Origin of the sequence: Streptomyces sp. NPDC046866 (genome assembly GCF_040704625.1) — a bacterium.
Classification (GTDB): Bacteria; Actinomycetota; Actinomycetes; order Streptomycetales; family Streptomycetaceae; genus Streptomyces.
On record NZ_JBEYXN010000020.1, the window covers coordinates 99,960 to 121,414 of the forward strand.

Annotated in this window: 20 protein-coding genes and 1 pseudogene; 2 read left to right on the top strand and 19 right to left on the bottom strand. The window is 72.7% G+C overall.

Annotated features, from left to right (window positions below):
* Positions 1–113: 113 nt before the first annotated feature.
* The 13 genes and pseudogenes from AB0953_RS25930 to proS all read right to left on the bottom strand — a co-directional run bounded on the left by AB0953_RS25930 (position 114) and on the right by proS (position 9,549).
* Positions 114–422: a DUF2469 domain-containing protein gene (locus tag AB0953_RS25930; protein WP_014675276.1), complete on the bottom strand. Its 309-nt coding sequence runs from the start codon at positions 420–422 to the stop codon at positions 114–116.
* 55 nt (positions 423–477) lie between these two features.
* The gene (locus AB0953_RS25935) at positions 478–984 is read right to left on the bottom strand and encodes an NUDIX hydrolase (protein WP_366861975.1); all 507 of its coding nucleotides are present in this window, start codon (positions 982–984) and stop codon (positions 478–480) included.
* Entirely contained in the window at positions 974–1,786 is an 813-nt protein-coding gene (lepB, locus tag AB0953_RS25940) for a signal peptidase I (protein WP_366861976.1), read from the bottom strand. Before lepB (AB0953_RS25940) ends, AB0953_RS25935 begins: the two co-directional genes overlap by 11 nt.
* A gap of 42 nt (positions 1,787–1,828) precedes the next feature.
* Positions 1,829–2,725 (bottom strand): signal peptidase I, encoded by an 897-nt coding sequence (gene lepB / locus AB0953_RS25945; protein ID WP_366861978.1) that lies wholly within the window; start codon positions 2,723–2,725, stop codon positions 1,829–1,831.
* Positions 2,676–3,587: pseudogene (lepB, locus tag AB0953_RS25950) on the bottom strand (signal peptidase I); the annotation flags it as partial. The gene lepB (AB0953_RS25945) and the pseudogene lepB (AB0953_RS25950), both read right to left, overlap by 50 nt.
* Before the next feature lie 136 nt (positions 3,588–3,723).
* Positions 3,724–4,476 (bottom strand): signal peptidase I, encoded by a 753-nt coding sequence (gene lepB / locus AB0953_RS25955; protein ID WP_366861979.1) that lies wholly within the window; start codon positions 4,474–4,476, stop codon positions 3,724–3,726.
* Positions 4,477–4,520: 44 nt separating this feature from the next.
* Positions 4,521–4,871 carry a 50S ribosomal protein L19 gene (gene rplS / locus AB0953_RS25960; RefSeq protein ID WP_361905632.1) on the bottom strand — a complete coding sequence of 117 codons (351 nt, stop codon included), beginning with the start codon at positions 4,869–4,871 and terminating at the stop codon, positions 4,521–4,523.
* Positions 4,872–5,004: 133 nt separating this feature from the next.
* Positions 5,005–5,826 (bottom strand): tRNA (guanosine(37)-N1)-methyltransferase TrmD, encoded by an 822-nt coding sequence (gene trmD, locus AB0953_RS25965; RefSeq protein ID WP_366861980.1) that lies wholly within the window; start codon positions 5,824–5,826, stop codon positions 5,005–5,007.
* Positions 5,826–6,377, bottom strand: a complete 552-nt coding sequence (gene rimM, locus AB0953_RS25970; protein ID WP_366861981.1) for a ribosome maturation factor RimM — start codon at positions 6,375–6,377, stop codon at positions 5,826–5,828. The genes trmD and rimM overlap by 1 nt, the downstream gene beginning before the upstream one ends.
* 79 nt (positions 6,378–6,456) lie before the next feature.
* Positions 6,457–6,696 (bottom strand): RNA-binding protein, encoded by a 240-nt coding sequence (locus AB0953_RS25975; protein WP_007266827.1) that lies wholly within the window; start codon positions 6,694–6,696, stop codon positions 6,457–6,459.
* 2 nt (positions 6,697–6,698) lie between these two features.
* On the bottom strand, positions 6,699–7,139 hold the full coding sequence (gene rpsP / locus AB0953_RS25980; RefSeq protein ID WP_361905637.1) for a 30S ribosomal protein S16: 441 nt from the start codon (positions 7,137–7,139) through the stop codon (positions 6,699–6,701).
* A 185-nt stretch (positions 7,140–7,324) separates the two neighbouring features.
* A complete protein-coding gene (locus AB0953_RS25985; RefSeq protein ID WP_366861982.1) occupies positions 7,325–7,924 on the bottom strand; it encodes a hypothetical protein in 600 nt (199 codons plus the stop codon).
* Between the two features lie 212 nt (positions 7,925–8,136).
* Positions 8,137–9,549, bottom strand: coding sequence for a proline--tRNA ligase (proS, locus tag AB0953_RS25990; protein WP_361905641.1), 1,413 nt, complete (start codon positions 9,547–9,549; stop codon positions 8,137–8,139).
* Between the two features lie 131 nt (positions 9,550–9,680).
* Here proS and AB0953_RS25995 point away from each other — a divergent pair, with 131 nt between their 5' ends.
* Positions 9,681–10,358, top strand: a complete 678-nt coding sequence (locus tag AB0953_RS25995) for a methyltransferase type 11 (protein WP_366861983.1) — start codon at positions 9,681–9,683, stop codon at positions 10,356–10,358.
* A gap of 39 nt (positions 10,359–10,397) precedes the next feature.
* On the opposite strand, the gene ftsH is transcribed toward AB0953_RS25995, so the two are convergent.
* From ftsH to AB0953_RS26025, 6 genes are all read right to left on the bottom strand, one after another.
* Positions 10,398–12,359: an ATP-dependent zinc metalloprotease FtsH gene (ftsH, locus tag AB0953_RS26000; protein WP_366861984.1), complete on the bottom strand. Its 1,962-nt coding sequence runs from the start codon at positions 12,357–12,359 to the stop codon at positions 10,398–10,400.
* Positions 12,360–12,465: 106 nt separating this feature from the next.
* Complete coding sequence (gene ffh, locus AB0953_RS26005) at positions 12,466–14,031, bottom strand: signal recognition particle protein (protein ID WP_366861985.1); 1,566 nt, start codon at positions 14,029–14,031, stop codon at positions 12,466–12,468.
* Positions 14,032–14,315: 284 nt separating this feature from the next.
* Positions 14,316–16,742, bottom strand: coding sequence for a [protein-PII] uridylyltransferase (locus AB0953_RS26010; RefSeq protein WP_366861986.1), 2,427 nt, complete (start codon positions 16,740–16,742; stop codon positions 14,316–14,318).
* 15 nt (positions 16,743–16,757) lie between these two features.
* A complete protein-coding gene (locus AB0953_RS26015) occupies positions 16,758–17,096 on the bottom strand; it encodes a P-II family nitrogen regulator (RefSeq protein ID WP_366861987.1) in 339 nt (112 codons plus the stop codon).
* Positions 17,093–18,445, bottom strand: a complete 1,353-nt coding sequence (locus AB0953_RS26020) for an ammonium transporter (RefSeq protein WP_366861988.1) — start codon at positions 18,443–18,445, stop codon at positions 17,093–17,095. The genes AB0953_RS26015 and AB0953_RS26020 overlap by 4 nt, the downstream gene beginning before the upstream one ends.
* A gap of 327 nt (positions 18,446–18,772) precedes the next feature.
* Positions 18,773–20,263 (bottom strand): hypothetical protein, encoded by a 1,491-nt coding sequence (locus AB0953_RS26025; RefSeq protein WP_366861989.1) that lies wholly within the window; start codon positions 20,261–20,263, stop codon positions 18,773–18,775.
* Between the two features lie 435 nt (positions 20,264–20,698).
* Here AB0953_RS26025 and AB0953_RS26030 point away from each other — a divergent pair, with 435 nt between their 5' ends.
* Complete coding sequence (locus AB0953_RS26030; protein ID WP_366861990.1) at positions 20,699–21,367, top strand: bifunctional DNA primase/polymerase; 669 nt, start codon at positions 20,699–20,701, stop codon at positions 21,365–21,367.
* Positions 21,368–21,455: the final 88 nt, after the last annotated feature.

Sequence of the window (21,455 nt, forward strand, 5' to 3'; positions counted from 1 at the left end):
CGCCCCCGACGATCCCGGGGGCGGGTCCGGCGAGTGGATCTTGGTGGAAAGTCAGGCCGTTGTGGACGACGCGCTCACCCCCAAGGGTGAGACCGGGGCTCCGGCCTGCGGGATCAGCCGCCCGGCAGTTCGAGGTCGCTCTTGTTGAGCTCCTCGATGTTCACGTCCTTGAAGGTCAGCACCCGCACCTGCTTGACGAAGCGGGCCGGCCGGTACATGTCCCAGACCCAGGCGTCGGCCATGGTGACCTCGAAGAACACCTCCCCCTGGACCGAGTGCACCTGCATCTCGTAGTCGTTGGTGAGGTAGAAGCGGCGTTCCGTCTCGATCACGTACTTGAACAGCCCGACGACGTCGCGGTACTCCCGATAGAGCTTCAGCTCCATCTCGGTCTCGTACTTCTCGAGGTCCTCGGCGCTCATGGCATGTTCCCCTTCAGCCGTGCGTCCCCCTATTGTGCGCCAGGCCGGGGCACCCCTAGACGATTTCCGGCGCCAGGACCACCGGCGCGCCCGGAGGACCGTCGTCGAGCAGCGTACGCAGCAACGCCGCGAGCCGCTTCGGATACACCGTTTCCCGGGAGGCGAGGAGCTCCGCCACGGTCCACCACCGGGCCCCGGCGACGCTGCGCCGCTCCAGCTCCGTGAGGCCGCCCATCTCGAAGCGGGTCCGGGCCGTCCGGGCCAGGTAGTACCACTCGTCCTGCTCCCAGCGCCGTCCGTCGAACGGGAAGGAGCAGTACCGCTGCCACAGCACCGGCCCGAGCTCGACCTCGGTGATCCCGGTCTCCTCGGCGAGCTCGCGCAGGGCGGCCTCCTCGCGGCTCTCGCCGCCCTCCAGGCCGCCGCCCGGGGTGAACCACCAGTCGACCTCCGGGTCGTCCGGTTCGAAGCCGTGCAGCAGCAGGATCCGGTCCTCGGGGTCCAACAGGATCACCCGGGACACCTGTCGCGGGCCGCCCCCGGCGGCGGGCTCAGCGGACACCGGCCCGCTCCTGCGCCCGCCCGCGCCTGCGGCCGCCGCCCAGCATGCGCGCGAGCGGCCCGTACGCGGCCCCCAGCACCACCAGCGCCGCCCCGGCGCCCACGGCAGCCAGCTGGAGCTTCAGCGGTCCCGGCTGGGAAATCCCGCCGGGCAGGGCGGCGTACGTCCGCGGCCTCGCCGGCATGGTCATGGACGGCCAGGCGACGGCGTCCACCCGGGCGCGGACCGCCGAACGGGGAACGGTGCCCTGGCCGGCCTCCTGGAGGTGCGCCCGGGAGTCCAGCGAGGCGGCGCGCCGGTCGCCGAGCAGGAAGAGGTTGCCCTCGGGCACCGTCACCTCGAACGGGGTGTCGGAGGGGGCCGCGATGCCCGTGACGGGGTCGGGCCGGCCCTTGTCGGGGTCGACGTAGGGCTCGTCGAGCTCCTGGCCGTTCACGGTGAGCCGGCCGCCCGGGCCGCAGCACTTCACGGTGTCGCCGCCGATGCCGACGACCCGCTTGACCATGGGGGAGTCGCTCCACGCGGCATCGGTGAAGACGACGACGTCGCCGCGCCGCACCTGGCCGCCGTCGATCCGCTGGGCGAGCACCCGGTCGCCGGGCCGCACGGTCGGCATCATCGAGTCCGTCGGCACCGTGTACGGCTGGTAGACCAGCGCCCCCCAGACGAAGCCGCCCAGGAAGAGCACGAAGCCGACGGCCACGGCGATGCCCGACAACACGTTGCCGATACCGCCGCGGCCGTCCTTTCCACCGCGTATTGCCTGCGTTGCTTGCGCCCCGCTTGTCTGCGTTCCGCCCATTGCAGCGCCCCCACATCCGGGATCGACGACCTGGGCGGCACCCTACCTGCCGGTAGTCCCGCTGGTCAGCCCCCTGCGGCGGCGCCACAGGAGGACCGGAACCGCGCCGGCGAGCCCGAGCGCGGCCGGACCGGCCCCGATGGCCTTCGCCGCGGCCTGGTCGCCGATGCCGGGCTGGTCGAAGGTGTCCGGGACGGGCAGGGTCGCCCAGCGGGTGACCGGCCAGGCCACCACCACGGCCCGTCCGACGACCTTGTCGACCGGCACGAAGCCCTGGGTGGAGTCCTGCATGTGGTAGCGGGAGTCCTGGGAGTTCTGGCGGTGGTCGCCCATCACCCAGATCTTGCCCTTGGGCACGGTGATCGGGCCGAACGGGGCGTCGTCGCAGGGGGTGTTCCCGGGGAAGATGTACGGCTCGTCGAGCTCCTTGCCGTTGACGACGACCGGGCCGCCCTTCTTGCACTCGACCGTGTCCCCGCCGATGGCGATGGTCCGCTTGATCAGGTCCTTCTCGTCCGCGGACGGCATCAGGCCGATCTTGCTGAGGATCTGCTGCGCGAAGTTGGGCTCCGGGGTGGGCTCGCCGGCCAGCCAGCTCGCCGGGTCGTGGAAGACCACGACCTCGCCGCGCTCGGGCTCCGAGCCGAACCAGGGGGTCAGCTTGTCCACGAGCACCCGGTCACCGCGCTGCAGGGTGTTCTGCATCGAGTCGGACGGGATCGAGAAAGCCTGGACCAGGAAGGTCTTGATCAGCAGGGCGAGCAGCAGGGCGATACCGACCAGGAGCGGGAGCTCCTTCCAGAACGACCGGTGCGGACGCGCCTCGGCGCCGTCCTCCGCGCCGTCGCCGCTCTCGCGGGCATCGCGCTCGGCATCGCGCTCGGCGCCCTCCGGCCGCTCCTCGCCTTCGTCGCGTCCGGACCGCGCGCCTACCGCCACGTCCCCCACATCCACTCCTCACTCGGAATTGCCGCCCGCGCCGACACGGACACGGGTCCTCCCCTCCCTTAACGAGCGGGAGTTCCCTAGGGCTCGGGAGACCGAGGACACACTATGCGACGGGCACGCCCGGGCGGCGCCCCCGGCGGCCGCGTCGCCGGCTGCGCTGCTGATCGGGCACCGAGCGGAAGGTCGCGGGCTGCTCCAGTTCGCGCCAGTGGCCGAACGGCCAGGCGATGACCACGGCCCGCCCCACAACGCCCTCCTCCGAGATCGTGCCCTGGAAGGCCTCGTCGAGGTGGAACCGGGAATCGGCCGAATTCGCGCGGTGGTCGCCCATGACGAACAGCCGTCCGGGCGGCACGCGCACCTCGAACCGGATGTCGGAGGGGGAGTTGCCGGGATTGACGTACGGCTCGTCGAGCGGCGTGCCGTTGACGGTGACCCGGCCGGTGGCGTCGCAGCACGCGACGGTGTCGCCGCCGACCCCGATAACCCGCTTGATCAGGTCCTGCTCGTCGGCCGAGGGCAGCAGGCCGATGAAGGTCAGCGTCTGCTTGACCTGCTTGACGCCGACCGGGTCCTGCGGCGGGCGCGCGGCCTCGCCGCGGAGCCAGCCGCCGGGGTCCTTGAAGACGACGACGTCGCCGCGCTCGACCTTCGAGCCGAACCACGGGGTCAGCTTGTCCACGAGCACCCGGTCGCCGATCCGGATGGTCTGCTCCATGGAGCCGGACGGGATGAAGAACGCCTGCACCAGGAAGGTCTTCAGGAGCAGGGCGATGCACAGGGCCGCCACCACCAGCAGCGGCACCTCGCCGGCCCGGCGGGTGCGCCTGCGCCTGCGGACCTTGCGGGCCAGCCGGCGCCGCTCGGCCCGGCCGCCCGGCTCGGGCGGCGCGGCGGGCCGCCCCGGCTCGGCGGACCCCTGCGACGGTGCGGGCCGCTGCGGCTCCGGCTCGGGCTCCGGGCCGCGTTCGCGGCGCGGCCGCCCCCGGCTACCCATGGCCGCCCGCATCCGCGGCGCCCCAGCGGGCGGGGGGCCAGCCGATCCAGTCGGCCCGGCCGATCACCTTGTCCACGGGCACCATCCCTCCACCGGGCTCGCCCAGGTGGTCCCGGGAGTCGCGGGACTGCGAGCGGTGGTCGCCCATCACCCACAGCGTGCCGAGCGGCACGACGATCCGGAACGGCACGCGCGAGGGCGTGTCCCCGGGGTACAGGTACGGCTCCGCCACGGGCACTCCGTTGACCTTGATCCGTCCGTCGGCGTCGCAGCAGACGACGTCGTCGCCGCCCACGCCGACGACCCTCTTGACGAAATCGGTCTCGGACGGCTCGCCGATCCCGAGCGCGGAGCCCGCGCCGCGCACCAGGCCGGCGAGCGGTCCGGCCCCGGCCTGCTCGCGCACGAAGGAGCCGGTGCCGTCGAAGACCACCACGTCCCCTCGCTTCGGCTGTGCGCCGAAACGGTACGCCAGTTTGTTGACCAGCACCCGGTCCCCGACCTGGAGCGTCGGCTGCATCGACCGGCTGGGGATCAGGAAGGGCTGGACCACGAAATGGCTGAGCAGCAGCAGGAAGACCGTGCAGAGCGCGCCGAGCACCCCGGCCCGCCGCCATCCCGACAGCCGCCCGCCCCGGAGCAGGCCTCCCGGACCGGAACCGCGCCCCCACGCAGAACGCGGCCGCCCCTCCCCCGGGTCGGGGGAGGAGTGGCCGCGCTGTGTGAGCTCTGCTTCGGTGTCCATCGGGGGCGAGCCTATCCGGCCGTCCCCGGGATCCGGAGAGGAGATCAGCGGTCGCGCTTCTCCTTGATCTTCGCGGCCTTGCCGCGGAGCTCACGGAGGTAGTACAGCTTGGCGCGACGGACGTCACCGCGGGTGACGAGCTCGATCTTCTCGAAGATCGGGGAGTTCACCGGGAAGGTGCGCTCCACGCCGACGCTGAAGGAGACCTTGCGAACGGTGAAGGTCTCGGAGACACCAGAGCCCTGGCGGCGGATGACGACGCCCTTGAACTGCTGGATACGGGAGCGGTTGCCCTCGATGACGCGGACGTGCACGTTGATCGTGTCACCCGGGCGGAAGTCCGGGACGTCGGAGCGCAGCGTGGCGGCGTTGACGCTGTCGAGCAGGTGAGACATGTTCTTCGTCTGCTTTCTTCGCACGACGCCACAGGTCGCCGTTGCGGGTTTTCGTAGAGAATTCTTCAGCCGGGTCACTCGGCGGACGACGGTCCCCCTGTGGCAGGGGCGTACGCGAGCACACAGCAGCCGCTCATTCTTCCACGGCCTCGGGCCTGCGCCAAAATCGACCGTCGGCGGTCGGCCGCCAGCCCAGGATGCTCAGCAGCTCGCGGTCCTTCTTGTCGAAGGCGGACGCCTCGCAGCGCTCGATCAGGTCGGGCCGGTTCTGCGCGGTGCGGCGGAAGGCCTCGTCCCGGCGCCAGCGGGCGATCTTCCCGTGGTGGCCGCTGAGCAGCACCTCGGGGATGCCCCGGCCGCGCCAGGTGGGGGGCTTGGTGTAGACGGGCCCTTCGAGCAGGTTCGCCATCTCGCCGGGCGCGAAGGAGTCGTCGCGGTGCGACTCGGCATTGCCGAGCACGCCGGGCAGCAGCCGGGCGACGGCCTCGGTGACCACCAGGACGGCGGCCTCGCCGCCCGCGAGGACGTAGTCGCCGATGGAGACCTCGTACACCGGCATCCGCGTGGCGTACTCGTCCATCACGCGGCGGTCGATGCCCTCGTAGCGGGCGGGCGTGAAGATCAGCCAGGGCCGCTCGGAGAGCTCGACGGCCAGCTCCTGGGTGAAGGGGCGGCCGCTGGGCGTGGGGACGACCATGACCGGGCCGTGCGCGCCGGACTCGTACCCGTCGGCGAGCGCCTGGTCGAGGGCCTCGCCCCACGGCTCGGTCTTCATGACCATGCCGGGGCCGCCGCCGTACGGGGTGTCGTCGACGGTGTTGTGCCGGTCGTAGGTCCAGTCCCGCAGGTCGTGGACGTGGACGTCGAGCTGTCCGCGGGCCCGCGCCTTGCCGACGAGGGAGACGTTCAGGGGCTCCAGGTACTCGGGGAAGATCGTGACGACGTCGAGCCGCATCAGGCTTCTTCCCCGGTGTCGCGCGAGGAGGCGATCTCGGCGCGGTCGTCGATCAGCCCGGGCGGCGGCGTGATGACGCAGCGCTGCTCCTCCAGGTCGATCTCGGCGACGATCTCCTCGACGAAGGGGACCATCACCTCGGTGCCGTCCGGCCGCTCGACGATGAACAGGTCCTGCGAGGGCAGGTGGGAGATCTCGGTGATCCGGCCGACCTCCGTGCCGTCCTCCAGCACCACGTCCAGGTCGATGAGCTGGTGGTCGTAGAACTCGTCCTCCTCCTCCGGCAGCTCGTCAGGGTCCACCTCGGCGATCAGGAGGGTGTTGCGCAGCGCCTCGGCGGCATTGCGGTCCCTGACGCCCTCGAACCGGAGCAGGAGGCGGCCGCTGTGCACCCGGCCCGCCTCGATGGTCAGGGGGCCCGCCGCGGTCGGTTCGGTCTGCAGGACGGAGCCGGGCGCGAGCCGCAGCTCCGGCTCGTCCGTCCGCACCTCGACGGTGACCTCACCCTTGATCCCGTGGGCGCGGCCGATCCGCGCGACTACCAGCTGCACTGCTTCTCTCCTGTTCAGACGACGACGGGCCGGGGCGGGCACGTATGCCCTCCCCGGCCCGTGCCGGTGATTCAACTGCTCAGCGGACCTGGTCCACGTCGACGAGGTCGACGCGGATGCCGCGGCCGCCGATGGCGCCCACGACGGTGCGCAGGGCACGTGCGGTGCGGCCGTTGCGGCCGATCACCTTCCCGAGGTCGTCCGGGTGGACCCGGACCTCGAGCACCTGCCCGCGCCGCAGGTTGCGCGAGGCGACCTGCACGTCGTCGGGGTTGTCCACAATGCCCTTTACGAGGTGCTCAAGAGCCTCCTCGAGCATGCTCAGGCCTCGGTCGACTCGGCGGCGGCCTCAGCCTCGTCCGCCTTCTTGTCGGCCTTCTTCGCCTTCTGCGTGATGGCCTCGCCCTTGCCCTCGCCGATGCCCTCGAGGGCCTTGGCGAACTCCTCGAAGGAACGACGCTTGTCTTCCTTCGTGGCCGGCTGCAGCAGCGGCGCCGGGGCCGGCAGGCCCTTGTGCTTCTGCCAGTCGCCGGTGAGCTTCAGGATGGCGAGAACGGCGTCGGTGGGCTGGGCGCCGACCGAGAGCCAGTACTGCGCACGCTCGGCGTTGACCTCGATGCGCGAGGGGTTGTACGTCGGCTGGTAGATGCCGATCTCCTCGATCGCGCGGCCGTCCCGGCGGGTGCGGGCGTCGGCGACGACGATGCGGTAGTGCGGAGAGCGGATCTTGCCGAGGCGCTTGAGCTTGATCTTGACTGCCACTGGAGTGGTGTCTCCTGAACTTGACGTGGTGGGGCACTTGAGATGCCACGTGGGGTTGCGGTACTCGGGTGCCCGATGGACGCGTCAGCCGGAGGAGAGAGGGGTCCTGTGCGACTGTCGAGTACAGCTTGCCATTGTGCCATATGCCCGGCGCCCCTCCGCGCGGGGGCCGGTCCTGCCCCTGCTCAGGAGGCGGCCGCGGCCACCGCCACTTCGGGGATGCGGAAGGGCTTCATGCAGCCGCCGCAGACGATCGGCGCCTGCGCCAGCACGGACGGCACGACCCGCACGTTGCGCCCGCAGTCGCAGACCGCCTTGACGCGGACACCGCCGCCGGAGGAGCCGTGGCGCGCCGCCGGCCCGCGGAAGGTGCGCTTGGTGTCCGCCTGGGTGGCGGCCGTGTGCGCCTTCAGCGCGCGCTGGAGCCGCTCCATGGTGGGCCGGTAGCGCTTCTTCGCCTCCGCGTTGAGCGTGACCAGGGAGAAGCCGCTGCTGGCGTGCGGCTCGTCGGAGTGGTCCAGCCCCATCTCCTCGGCGATCGCGAGGAATCTGCGGTTGTGGTAGCGGCCGGCCCGGGAGGTGTCGCGCACTCCGCGGGCGGCGGCGATGCCGTGGACTGCCTCGTGCAGCAGTCGCTCGAAGGAGAGCTCGGCGCCGCAGGCGGACGAGGACTCTCCGATCAGGGACTCGGGCGCGGCAAGATCGGGCAGCTCGGGGTGGTACCGCTGAATGTCGGCCCACGCCTGCGCCAGCTCTGCGGCGAGAACAGGTGGTGTCGTGCTCACGTCGTGACAACGAGCCGGGGTGCCCCGGTGTTCCGATTCCGGGCCATTCCAAATTTTTTGCACGTACCCGTCAGTTCAGCCTGATGCATCCCGACGAGGACCCATGCGCCGATCCCAGGAGGAGTCGGTACGTAATGACGACCGGCACACCTCAGCCCCGGCGCGCGGCTCGGGCCGCGCGCCGGGGCTGAGGTGGGGTCAAGCGGTGGCGGTCAGTACGAGCGCGCGACGATGGCGAGGGTACCGGGCGCGTCGTCCGACTCCGGCACCGACCCGTCCTCGGCGATCAGGCAGCGCACGGTGACGGCCTGCTCGCCCAGCTTGGCCTCGCCCTCCGGGCCGAGGTCGGCCCACGGGATCCGGGCCCAGCCGCCGGCGATCGCGGCCTCGGCCGCCTCCTCCAGGGTGGAGACGTCGCTGGTACGGGCCTCGCGGCGCTCGCGGGACTCGCGCAGCAGCTGCGCCTGGTCCTCGTCGAGCACCTTGGGCAGCAGGTCGGCGAGCGCGTCGATCTGCACCGGCTCCTTGCCGCCCGGGATCCGGCGGGCGAGCATCGCCGTGCCGGCCTCCAGGTCGCGGGGGCCGATCTCGATGCGGACCGGTACGCCCTTGAGCTCCCAGTCCACGGCCCGGCGGCCGAACGGGATGTCGACCCGGTCGTCCACGTGGACGCGGATGCCCGCGGCCTTCAGGCGGTCGCCGAGCTCGCGGACCTTGGCCACGGCCTCGTCGCCCTTGATCGCCATGACGACGACCTGGACGTGCGCCAGCCGCGGCGGCACCCGCAGGCCGTTGTCGTCGCCGTGGGACATGATCAGACCGCCGACCATGCGGGTCGACACGCCCCAGGACGTCTGCCAGACGAACTCCTGCTTGCTGTCCTTGGACAGGTACTGGGTGTTGAACGCCTTGGCGAAGTTCTGGCCGAGCTCGTGGCTCGTGCCCATCTGAAGGGCCTTGCCGTCGCCCATCATGCCCTCGAGGGTGAGGGTGTTGATGGCGCCCGCGAAGCGCTCCTTGGGGGTCTTGCGGCCGAGCACCACGTCGATGCCGAGCACGTTGACCATGAAGTCGCCGTAGACGTCGCGGTGGATCCGGGCGGCGTAGTCGCGGGCGTCCTCGTAGGTGGCGTGGGCGGTGTGCCCCTCCTGCCACAGGAACTCGCTCGTACGGAGGAAGACGCGCGGACGCATCTCCCAGCGGACCACGTTGGCCCACTGGTTGATCAGCAGGGGCAGGTCGCGGTAGCTCTGGACCCACTTGGAGAAGTAGTCGTTGATGATCGTCTCGGAGGTCGGCCGGACCACGACCGGCTCCTCGAGCTGCTTGCCGCCGCCGTGCGTGACGACCGCCAGCTCGGGGGCGAAGCCCTCGACGTGCTCGGCCTCCTTGGTGAGGTAGGCCTGCGGGATGAACATCGGGAAGTACGCGTTCTGGGCGCCCGCTTCCTTGATGCGCGCGTCCATCTCCTGCTGCATCCGCTCCCACAGCCCGTAGCCGTACGGCCGGATGACCATGGTGCCGCGCACCGGGCCGTTGTCGGCCAGCTCGGCCTTGTTGATCAGATCCTGGTACCAGCGGGGGAAATCCTCCGCCTGGGGGGTGAGAACGGGAGCCTTTGCCATGGCGCGAATGGTACGGCGCCGGGCGCTGGATGCGTGAATCGGGTGGCGCAGTCCTCTGGACGCCGGGGCGAATGGGGAGTTCTCTGGCAACGGGGGCAAGGGGGCGACACGGAATCAGGAGCGCTCTTTCGATGACACCGATGCCGACGGCCACGCTCGTCGCCCGGGACTGGGCGGAGATCCAGGAACGGATGCTGGTACCGCTGTACGAAGCGGTCTTCGACCGGCTGGAGGTCGGTCCCGGCGACCGGCTGCTCTGCCTGGACTGCGGCGCCGGGCTGGCCCTGCTGCTGGCCGCCGGGCGGGGCGCCGCCGCCACCGGGGTCGAGGCGGAGCCCGCCCGGCGTGCGCTGGCGCGCGAGCGGCTGCTGGAGGTGGCGGCGGCCCCGCCGGGCGGCCCCCGCCCCTACGACGTGCTGCTGGGCTTCGCGTCGTCCGCGGCGGCCCTGGACGCGGCCCTGCCGGCCGTGCGGCGGGGCGGTGCGGTGGTGCTGGCCGACTGGGGGCCGCCCGAGCGGTGCACGGTGCCCGCGGTGCACGGCGGCGGGCCCGCGCCGCACGACCTGGACGCGCTGGTCGCGGGCGCCGGGCTGCTGCCCGACGGCTCCGGACGGGTGTTCTGCCCCTTCGGGTACGCGGACGCGGACAGCGCGGTGCGCGGGCTGGTCTCGACGGGGCTGTACGACGCCTCCGGGGATCCGGCGCAGCTGGAGAAGGAGCTTGCCGAGGCGCTTCACCCCTACGAGCGAAGCGACGGTTCCGTCTGGCTGCCGAACATCTTCCGCTACGTCATCGCCCGCGTGCCCTGACCCGGCGGGCCGGCCGGCCCGCCCCGGGGGCAGCCGCGGTCACTTGGCCGTGCGGGGGATGTCGGCCGCGGCGTAGGCGGCGGCCTCGTCGAGGGTCTCGTGCTCCAGCAGCGCCTCGGCCAGGGCGTCGAGTTTCGGCCGGTGTTCGCGCAGCAGCCGGCACGCCTCGGCGTAGCACTCGTCCACGATCCGCCGCATCTCCACGTCCACCGCGTCGAGGGTGGAGGGGGCCGCCACGAGGCCGTACGGGCTCTGCGCGTCCGACGGGATCGCGGTGAGCCGGCCGATCCGGTCGCTCATGCCCCAGCGGCCGACCATGCCGCGGACGATGTTGGTGACCTGTTCCAGGTCGTTCTCGGAGCCCGTGGTGATCACGTCGTACACCGTGTGCTCGGCCGCCATGCCGCCGAGCGCCCCGATGATCCGGCCGCGCAGGTACTGCTCCGTGTACGCGTAGCGGTCCGCCTCCGGGGTGGACAGGGTGACGCCGAGCGCCCGGCCGCGCGGCACGATGGTGATCTTCCGGACCGGGTCGGCGCCCGGCTGGAGCATGCCCAGCAGCGCGTGGCCGCTCTCGTGGTACGCGGTGCGGCGGCGCTCCTCCTGCGGCATGACCAGCGGCCGTTCCGCGCCGAGCTGGACCTTCTCCAGGGCCTCGGAGAGGTCGGCCCGGGTGACCGCGTCCCGCTTGCGCTTGACCGCGAGGAGGGCGGCCTCGTTGGCCAGGTTGGCGAGTTCGGCGCCGGTCATGCCGGGGGTGGTCGCGGCCACGTGCGCGAGGTCCACGTCGGCGGCGAGGGGGATCTCGCGGGTGTGGATCCTCAGGATGGCCTCGCGGCCGCTCTTGTCGGGCGGGGAGACGGTCACCGTGCGGTCGAAGCGGCCGGGGCGGGTCAGCGCAGGGTCCAGGACGTCGGCGCGGTTGGTCGCGGCGATCACGACGACCCCCTCCGAGCCGGAGAAGCCGTCCATCTCGGTCAGGATCTGGTTCAGGGTCTGTTCGCGCTCGTCGTGGCCGCCGAGGCCGCCGCCGGCGCCCCGGGCCCGCCCGATGGTGTCGATCTCGTCGATGAAGATGATCGCGGGGGCGACCTTGCGCGCCTCGGCGAACAGCTCGCGGACCCGGGAGGCGCCGACCCCGACGATCATCTCGATGAACTCCGAGGCCGAGGCCGAGAAGAACGGCACGCCCGCCTCGCCCGCGACGGCGCGTGCGAGCAGGGTCTTGCCGGTGCCGGGCAGGCCGGCGAGCAGGACGCCGCCGGGCATCCGGGCGCCCATCCGGCGGTACTCCTGCGGGTTCTTCAGGAAGTCGACGACCTCGCTGAGCTCCGCCTCCACCTCGTCGATGCCCGCCACGTCCTCGAAGGTGGTGCGCTTCGCCCCCGCCTCCAGCTCCACGGGCCTGGGCGGCGCCTTGCGGCCGAGGCCGCCGAGGCCGCCGCCCAGCGCCGAGCCCATCCGGCGGGCGATGAACACCCACAGCAGGATGAGCAGCAGCATCGGGGCGAGGGAGAGCAGCAGGTTGGCCAGGAAGCTGCGCTGCGCGACGACCGGGGAGGCCGTCACGGTCACGTGCTGCTTGGTGAGCTCGGCCCACAGGTTGTCGTCGGCGAAGGCGGGGCGCTGGGTGACGAACTTGGTGTAGTCGCCCTTGTCGCCGTCGGGCAGCGGCTGCCCGGCCTTCAGCTGGCCCTGGATCCGGTCGCCCTTGGAGTAGATCTTCGAGACGTTGCCGGAGCCGACCTGCTTGCTGAACTCGGTGTACGAGATGGTCGGCTCGTCGCCCTCGTTGAAGAACGACAGGACCACGTTGGTCAGCAGGAAGACGATCAGGGCGGCGAGGATCAGCCCGCGCCAGCCGCCCGGCATCCTCCGCCTCGGTGGAGGGGTGGGCGGTGCGCCCTCGGAGCGCCAGGGGGTGTCGGCCCGGTCGCGGGGCGGTGCGGGGGTGGGGCTGGGCACCGTGGCCTCCTTACTGCCGTCCTCCTGGCCGACCATAAGGGATATTCCGGACCACGGCTCCTGCACGGGGGCCGCCCGCGGGGACGTACGCACGGGGCCCCGGCCGCATCGAGCGACCGGGGCCCCGCACGAACGGCGCGGACTACTTCATGAACTTCTTGAACTCGTCCGGCAGGTCGAAGTCCTGGCCGGCCTGGCCGCCGACCGGCAGGCCGAACGGGCTGCCGGCGGGCAGCTCGCCCTGCGGGCCCTGCTCGCGGCGGGCCGCGGCGGCCGCCTCCTCCGCCTTGCGCTTCATCGGGTTGCCGCTCTTGCGCTTGCCCTTGGCCTGCTTGACCTGCTTCTTCTGCCGGCCGGGGCCGCCGCCCATCCCCGGGATGCCCGGCATGCCCGGCATGCCGCCGCCCTGGGCCATGCGGGACATCATCTTGCGGGCGTCGAAGAACCGCTCGACCAGGCTCTTCACGGCGCTGACCTCGACGCCGGAGCCCTTGGCGATACGGGCGCGGCGCGAGCCGTTGATGATCGTGGGGTCCTGGCGCTCGGCCGGGGTCATCGACTTGATGATCGCGGCGGTGCGGTCCACGTCGCGCTCGTCGATGTTGTTGATCTGGTCCTTGATCTGGCCCATGCCCGGCAGCATGCCGAGCAGCTTGCTGATGGAGCCCATCTTGCGGACCTGCTCCATCTGCGACAGGAAGTCGTCGAGGGTGAACTCCTTCGGCCCCTTCGCCAGCTTGGCCGCCATCTTCTCGGCCTCGGCCTGGCTGAAGGTCTTCTCGGCCTGCTCGATCAGGGTGAGCATGTCGCCCATGTCGAGGATCCGGCCCGCCATGCGGTCGGGGTGGAACGCGTCGAAGTCGTCGAGCTTCTCGCCGTTCGAGGCGAACATGATCTGCTTGCCGGTGACGTGCGCGATGGAGAGCGCGGCACCGCCGCGCGCGTCGCCGTCGAGCTTGGACAGCACCACGCCGTCGAAGCCGACGCCGTCGCGGAAGGCCTCGGCGGTGTTGACCGCGTCCTGGCCGATCATGGCGTCGACGACGAAGAGGATCTCGTCGGGGCTGACGGCGTCGCGGATGTCCGCGGCCTGCTGCATCAGCTCCTGGTCGATGCCGAGGCGGCCGGCGGTGTCGACGATGACGATGTCGTGCTGCTTGGTGCGCGCGTACTCGACGGAGTCCTTGGCGACCTGGACCGGGTCGCCGACGCCGTTGCCCGGCTGCGGGCCGTAGAAGCCGACGCCGGCGCGCTCGGCGACGATGCCGAGCTGGTTGACGGCGTTCGGGCGCTGGAGGTCGCAGGCGACGAGCAGGGGGGTGTGGCCCTGGCCCTTGAGCCAGAAGCCGAGCTTTCCGGCGAGGGTGGTCTTACCGGCACCCTGGAGACCGGCCAGCATGATCACGGTCGGCGCGGTCTTGGCGAAGCGCAGGCGGCGGGTCTCGCCGCCGAGGATGCCGACGAGCTCCTCGTTGACGATCTTCAGGACCTGCTGGGCCGGGTTGAGGGCCCTGGAGACCTCGGCGCCGCGGGCGCGTTCCTTGACGTTCGCGATGAAGGAGCGGACGACCGGGAGGGCGACGTCGGCCTCGAGGAGGGCGATACGGATTTCCCGGGCCGCCGCGTCGATGTCGGCCTCGCTCAGGCGGCCCTTGCCGCGAAGGCTCTTGAAAGTCGCGCTGAGGCGGTCGGAAAGCGTATCGAACACGGTGGTCGCGATTCCTCGGGTCGGGGGCGGGGTGGTCGTACCCCAGGGTATCGGTCCGAGCCGCCGGCCCGGCCCTGCGGGCGCTTTTCCCCTCCCCGCCCCTTCCCGAAACCGGGGGCTCCGCCCCCCGACCCCCGCGCCTCAGGCGCCGGCGGGGCTGATTTCAGCCCCGCCGGCGCCTGAGGCGAAAACGGCCCGGGCGGAGCCCGCCATGCAGCGGAGCCGCCTATCCGGCACAGCGGGAAGGGGCGGGGAGGGGATCGCTGCGCGCAGCGGCGGGGCCTTCAGCACAGGGCCTGGGACAGGGCTTCGGTGACCACGGCTGATTCCGCCGGGGACAGGGGTTTTCCCTCGGCGGTGGTGACGTAGAGCGAGTCCACCGCGTTGGCGCCCAGCGTGGAGACGTGGGCGCTGCGCACGCGCACGCCGGCGGCCTCCAGGGCCCGGCCGATCCGGTGCAGGAGCCCGACGGCGTCGGGGGCGCGGACCTCCAGGACGGTGGCGAGCGAGGAGACGCCCGGGACGGCGGTCACCCGGGGCGGCGGGGGGACGACCCCGCGCCGGCGCGGGTACGCCGCCTCGCGCTCGGCGAGCTTCGCCGCGACGTCGAGGGACCCGTCCAGCACCCGGATCAGGTCGCTGCGCAGCCGCGCCGCCTCGGGCAGCGAGCCGTACTCCGCGGCCACCCGCCAGCGCAGGACCAGGACCTCGCCCAGCCGGTCGGGCAGTTCCAGGGAGCGCAGGTCGGCCGCGCGGACGGTGAGGCGGTGCAGGGCCAGGACCCCGGCCACCGCGGGCAGCACCCCCGGCTGGTCGGGGACCGCGACGGCCAGCTCCCCACCGACCGCGTCCTCCTCCTGCCGGGTGTGCAGCGCCAGCACCGGCTCCCCGGTCCGCAGCGCCTCGACCGCGAGCCGCTCCTCCTCGGCGGAGGGCGCCGGGTCGGGCTCGTCGGGGACGGGGGCCCCGCCGAGGACGGCCGCGACCCGCCCGACCAGGTCGGCCACGAGCGAGGCCCGCCAGGCCGACCAGGCCGCCGGCCCGGTGGCCAGCGCGTCGGCCTCGGTCAGGGCGTGCAGGAGCTCCAGCGTTCCGGGGCTGCCGACGGCCTCGGCGACCGCCCGCACGGTGGCCGGGTCGTCCAGGTCGCGCCGGGTCGCGGTCTCCACCAGCAGCAGGTGGTGGCGGACCAGCACGCCCAGCACGTCGGCGTCGGCCGCGTCGAACCCGACCCGCAGGGCGGTGTCGCGGGCGATGGTCTCCCCCGCGACGGAGTGGTCGCCGGGCCAGCCCTTGCCGATGTCGTGCAGCAGGGCCGCCATCAGCAGCAGGTCGGGCCGGCCGACCCGGCGGGTCATCGCGGAGGCCCGGACGGCGGTCTCCACCAGGTGCCGGTCCACGGTCCAGGTGTGCACGGGATTGCGCTGCGGGCGGCAGCGGACGCGCTCCCAGTCGGGCAGGAGCGCGGAGATGATCCCCTCGGCCTCCAGGGCCTCCCAGGCCCCGACGGTGGGCTCCCCCGCCCCGAGCAGGGTGAGCAGCTGCTCCCGCGCCTCGCCCGGCCAGGGCACGGGCAGCGGCCTGCCGTGCGCGGCGAGGCGGCGTACGGCGTGCGGGGAGACCGGCAGTCCGGCCTGGGCGGCGGCCGCGCCGAGCCGCAGCGGCAGCACGGGGTCGCGTTCGGGCCGGGCGGCGAGGGCGAGCACGGCCTCGCCGTCGGACTCGACGATCCCGTCGGCCAGCGGGGCCCGTTCCCCGGCGGGGGCGCCGCGGCCGCCTCCGAGGAGCCCGCGCAGCCGGGGCCGGGCGGAGCGGGCGCGCAGCACGCGGCCGACCTCCCGCCAGGTGACGTCGGCGGCGTAGGCGACGGTCCGGGCGGCCTCGTAGACCTCGCGCAGGAGCGCGTCGGCGTCGAGGAGGCCGAGCCGGGCGGCGACCTGGGCCTGCTCCTGCAGGGCGAGGCGGTCTCCGGCGCGTCCGGTGACGAGGTGGAGGGCGTCGCGGGCGTCGAGGAGCCGGCGGCGGGCGTCGGCGAGCCCCTCGCGGGGGGCGTCGGCCAGCCAGGAGGCGGCGACGGCGCGCAGGGCGGCGGCGTCGCGCAGGCCGCCGCGGGCCTCCTTGAGGTCGGGTTCGAGGAGGAAGCGCAGTTCGCCGGAGCGTTCGGCCCTCTCCCGGCACAGGGCGTGCAGCTGGGGCAGCCGTTTGGCGGCCTGGTTGCGCCAGTCGGCCAGGACGGAGGTGCGCAGTCCCGCCAGCAGTCCGGCGTCGCCGGCGACGGGGCGTGCGTCGAGCAGCCCGAGGTGGACCTTGAGGTCCTCGGCGGCGGTCTTGCGGGCCTCGCCGGGGGTGCGGACGGAGTGGTCCAGGGAGAGTCCGAGGTCCCACACGGGGTACCAGAGGCGGTCGGCGAGCCGGGCCAGGTCGGCGGGGGCGGCCTTGCCGTCGTGCAGGAGCAGCAGGTCGAGGTCGCTGCGCGGGGAGAGTTCGCCGCGCCCGTAGCCGCCGACGGCGACGAGGGCGGCGCCGCGCACGCCGCTCTCCCGGGCGGCGCCGGTGAACAGGGCCTTCAGCCAGTCGTCGGTCAGCCCGGCCAGCGCGGAACGCCGCGAGGGCCCGGACCGCGACTCCTCGTGGAGGAGCCGCAGCCGGGCCGCGGCGTAGCCGCCGCTTCCGGGGTCGGAGGTGTCCGGTGTCTCTTCCACGCTCGCCACCCAGGTTCTCCCTCGTCAGAGCGCTTCGGCGCCGCGCTCGCCGGTGCGGACGCGGATGAGGGCGTCGACGGGGACGCTCCACACCTTGCCGTCACCGATCTTCCCGGTGCGGGCGCCCTGCACCAGGATCTCCATGACGGGCTCGGCGTCGTCGTCCTCGACGACGACCTCGATGCGGATCTTCGGTACGAGGTCGACGGTGTACTCGGCGCCGCGGTAGACCTCGGTGTGGCCGCGCTGGCGGCCGTATCCGCTGGCCTCGGAGACGGTCAGGCCCTGGACCCCGTAGCGCTGGAGGGCGTCCTTGATCTCGTCGAGCCGGTGCGGCTTGACGATCGCGGTGATCAGCTTCATGCGTCAACCTTCTTGGTCGCGGCGGCAGCGGTGGCGAGGACGGCGGTGCTCCGCGAGGAGGCGCCGCCGCCGGCTCCGCTGAAGTCGTAGGCGGTCTCGGCGTGCTCGACCTGGTCGATGCCGGAGACCTCGTCGTCCTCGCTGACGCGCATCCCCATCGTCTTGTCGAGGAGGAGGGCGAGCACCGCGGACGCGACGAGAGAGTAGGCGAGGACCGAGAAGACCCCGACGGCCTGCTTGCCGAGCTGCTCCAGGCCGCCGCCGTAGAAGAGGCCGGCCGCGTCGGACTGGACCCCGCCGGTGGCGAAGAAGCCGACGAGGAGGGAGCCGACGATGCCGCCGACGAGGTGGACGCCGACGACGTCGAGGGAGTCGTCGTAGCCGAACTTGTACTTCAGGCCGACGGCCATGGCGCACAGCAGGCCGGCGATGGCGCCGATGGCGATCGCGCCGAGCGGGGAGCAGGAGCCGCCGGAGGGGGTGATGGCGACGAGGCCGGCGACCGCGCCGGAGGCGGCGCCGAGGGTGGTGAAGGAGCCGTGGCGCAGCTTCTCGTAGGCGAGCCAGGCGAGCATGGCGGCGGCGGTGGCGACCTGGGTGTTGACGAACATGACGGCGCCGACGCCGTCGTCGTTGCCGAGCCAGGATCCGGCGTTGAAGCCGAACCAGCCGAACCACAGCAGGCCGGCGCCGAGCATCACCAGGGGGAGGCTGTGCGGGCGCATCGGGTCCTTCTTGAAGCCGACGCGCTTGCCGATGACGAGGATGACGCCGAGGGCGGCGGCGCCGGCGTTGATGTGGACGGCGGTGCCGCCGGCGAAGTCGATGACGCCCATGTCGAAGAGCCAGCCGCCGGTGCCCCAGACCCAGTGGGCGACGGGGAAGTAGACGAGGCTGACCCACAGGGCGGTGAACAGGGTCCAGGCGCTGAACTTGACGCGGTCGGCCAGGGCGCCGCTGATCAGGGCGGGGGTGATCACGGCGAACATGAGCTGGAAGACGGCGAAGACGTAGACCGGGATGGTGTAGCCGTCCCAGAGCTCGGTGATGCCGATGCCGCTGAGGCCGACGTAGTCGGAGTTCCAGCCGATGACGCTGCCGGAGTCCGTGCCGAAGGCGAGGCTGAAGCCGTAGAGGACCCACAGGATCGTGACGATCCCGAGGCTGATGAAGCTCATCATCAGCATGTTGAGGCTGCTCTTGACGCGGACCATGCCTCCGTAGAAGAAGGCGAGTCCCGGAGTCATCAGCATGACCAGGGCGGAGCAGATGAGCATGAACCCGGTGTTCGCGGCAGAGAGCGTCGGGGCGTCTGCCGCGAGGGTCGTGATGGCTGCTGCTGAGGCCATCGGCGTCTCCTCGTCGTCGGTACGGTCGCGTGCGGGCGATCGTGAAAACCTGAGCGGCGCAAGGCGTAAGGCCGGGGGTGGGGCCTGGGGGCTGGCCGGTTATTGGCCCTGAGATTCGCGCAGGCCGGTTTCCGGCGGCGCCGCTCGATGTTTCGCGCCCGTGACGAAGAGGTCGGACGTGTTACGCGTCCATGAACGGGTCGGGGGGGAGGCGGTGCGGTACGGCCGGCCGCGGCAGCACCCGGGAGACCTGGCTGGGGGAGCCTGATCGGGCTTCACGGGGTGTCTGCCGCGGCCGGGGCCTTGGGGGGCGGCCGGGGAGGGCCGTCAGACGGCCTCCGCGGCCTCGGGGAGCCGCGAGGCGAGGTGGTCGGTGAGCCGGACGATCTCGGCGACGTCGCCGTACTCACGGGCGGCGGTGTCGACGGTCTTGCGCAGCCGCGTGTTGACCCTTTCGGACCGCACCTTTCCGGCCACGTCCAGGGCGCGGTCCACCAGGACGGCGGCCTGCTCGGGCTCGCGCTGGAGCAGGTGGACGGTGGCCATGCCGATGAGGTTGAGGGCGTAGGAGCGCTGGTGCACCTCGTCCTTCTGGAAGAGCTCGACGGCCCGCTCCATGACGGGCTCGGCCAGGGAGGCGTACATGGGGCTGCGGCCCGCGACGTAGGCGAGGTCCCGGTAGGAGTGGGAGTTCTCGCCGTTGAGCTCGGCCTCGGAGAAGAACCGGATCCAGTCGGGCTCGGGCTCGCCGCCGAGGCCGACGTCGCAGAAGGTGTCCTCGGCCATGCGGACGGCGCGCTTGCAGCGGCTGGGCTGGCCCATGTTGGCGTAGGCCCGGGCCTCCATCGCATACAGCATGGCCTGGGTGCGGGGGCCTGCGCAGTCGCGGCTGCCGTACTGCGCGAGGTGGATGAGCTCCAGGGCGTCCTCGGGGCGGCCGAGGTGGATCATCTGGCGGCTCATGTTGGAGAGGATGTACGAGCCCAGCGGCTTGTCCCCCGCCTCCTTGGCGGCGTGCAGCGCGAGGACGAAGTACTTCTGGGCGGTGGGGTGCAGACCGACGTCGTAGCTCATCCACCCGGCCAGTTCGGCCAGTTCGGCGGCCACTTTGAACAGCCGCTTCATGACCGGGGCCGGGTGGTGCTCCTGGAGCAGGTCGGTCACCTCGTGCAGCTGGCCCACGACGGCCTTGCGCCGCAGTCCGCCGCCGCACTGGGCGTCCCACTGCCGGAACATCACGGTGGTGGCTTCGAGCAGGTCGAGCTCCGGCTCGGAGAGCCGCGGCGGGCGGTGGCCGCCCGGGGCGCCGCCCGGCAGGGTGTCGCGGAGGCCGGGGTCGGCGGTCGGGACGGGGACGAGCCAGCGCTGCATGGGCTCGATGAGGGCGGGGCCGGCCGAGAGGGCGAGGGAGGGGCCGAGGAACCCGCGGCGGGCCAGCATCAGGTCGCTGCGCGAGAACTCGCCGAGGAGCTCGACGGTCTGCGGACCCGCCCAGGGCAGGTCGACGCCGGAGACGGAGGGCGTCTGGTGGGCGGTGCGCAGGCCCAGCTGCTCGATGGCGACGACCGAGCCGAACCGCTCCGAGAACAGCTCGGAGAGGATCCGCGGGACGGGTTCGCGGGGCTGTTCGCCGTCGAGCCAGCGGCGGACGCGGGAGGTGTCGGTGGAGATGTGGTGGGCGCCCATCTGGCGGGCTCGCCGGTTCACCTGGCGGGCGAGCTCGCCCTTGGACCAGCCGCTGCGCACGAACCAGGAGGTGAGCTGTTCGTTGCGGGCGGCCGGGCCCGCAGCGTCCGGGACGTCCTGCACGTCCGGCACGTCCGGCTCCGCGCTCGTTCCGCTTGCGCCGTTGCCGCTCACTGGAACGCCCCCATCCGCTCTGGAACTCCTCGCACGAAACCCTGGCCCGTGCGGCGCGTGCCGCCGGGGACCTTCACAGGTCCCTCACACCTTGCCTCCGGCATGACCACGAACCGGTCCGCCGCGGGGGTTCGTGCACCGAAAGTAATCCTACGATCACCCCTCCCGCGAGGTCGATTCCACAAACGCCACCATTCGCCACCCCTTCGAATGAACTCGCCACCCGCCAGGCACGATTCACTTGACAGTGAGGCGAAACGATCGGTTGGACAGGAGTGCGTCCGGGGCGCGCGCGGCGAGGAGTGCGCCGGGCCGCATCGGGAACCGGGCCCGAACCCGCCCTGCCGACGTCGTAACCACCGGCGCGTCCGACCCGTTGGAGGGGGCATGGGCATGGGCTTCACGATCGGCGGCAGCCGCAGCACCAAGGAATTCCGTTCTGCCGCCCGGCGGCGCGGACGCATGTCGGAGTGCACGGCGGTGGCGGAGTACACCGGCCTGTGGGGCTGGGACGTGGTTCCCGGGGCCCGGGCCGCCGCGCCGGCCCGCGACTGCTCCTGCGGCCATGCGCAGTGCGCGGCGCCGGGGGCGCACCCGCTGCCCCTCGCGCCGACGGTCCCCGCGGGCGCCACCCTGGACCGGGTCACCGAGATCTGGGGCGAGTACCCGGGGGCGGCCGTGCTGCTGCCCGCGGGCCGCGGCTTCGACGTCATCGAGGTCCCCCAGGAGGCCGGGCGCCGGGCGCTGGTCCGCCTGGAGCGGATGGGCCTGCCGCTCGGGCCGGTCACCGCCACCCCGGACGGCCGCGCCCAGTTCTTCGTGGCCCCGGGCGCGGCGGACGGGCTGCCGCAACTGCTCTACCGGATGGGCTGGGACGACGCCGGGCTGGACCTGCGGGCCCTGGGGGCGGGCGCCTACGTGACGGCGCCGCCGTCCGACCACGCGGGGCTGGGCCCGGTGAGCTGGCTGCGGCCGCCCGCCCTGGACTCCGCGGGCGGGCCGCCGCAGGCGCGGCTGCTGCTCGGCACCCTCGCGTACATCTGCCACCGCCTGCGCCGCTGAGCCCCGCCCGTACGGGGCCGGCCCCGGCCCGTACGTACGCCGGCGCCCCCGTGTTCCGGACGGAACGCGGGGGCGCCGGCGTGGGCAC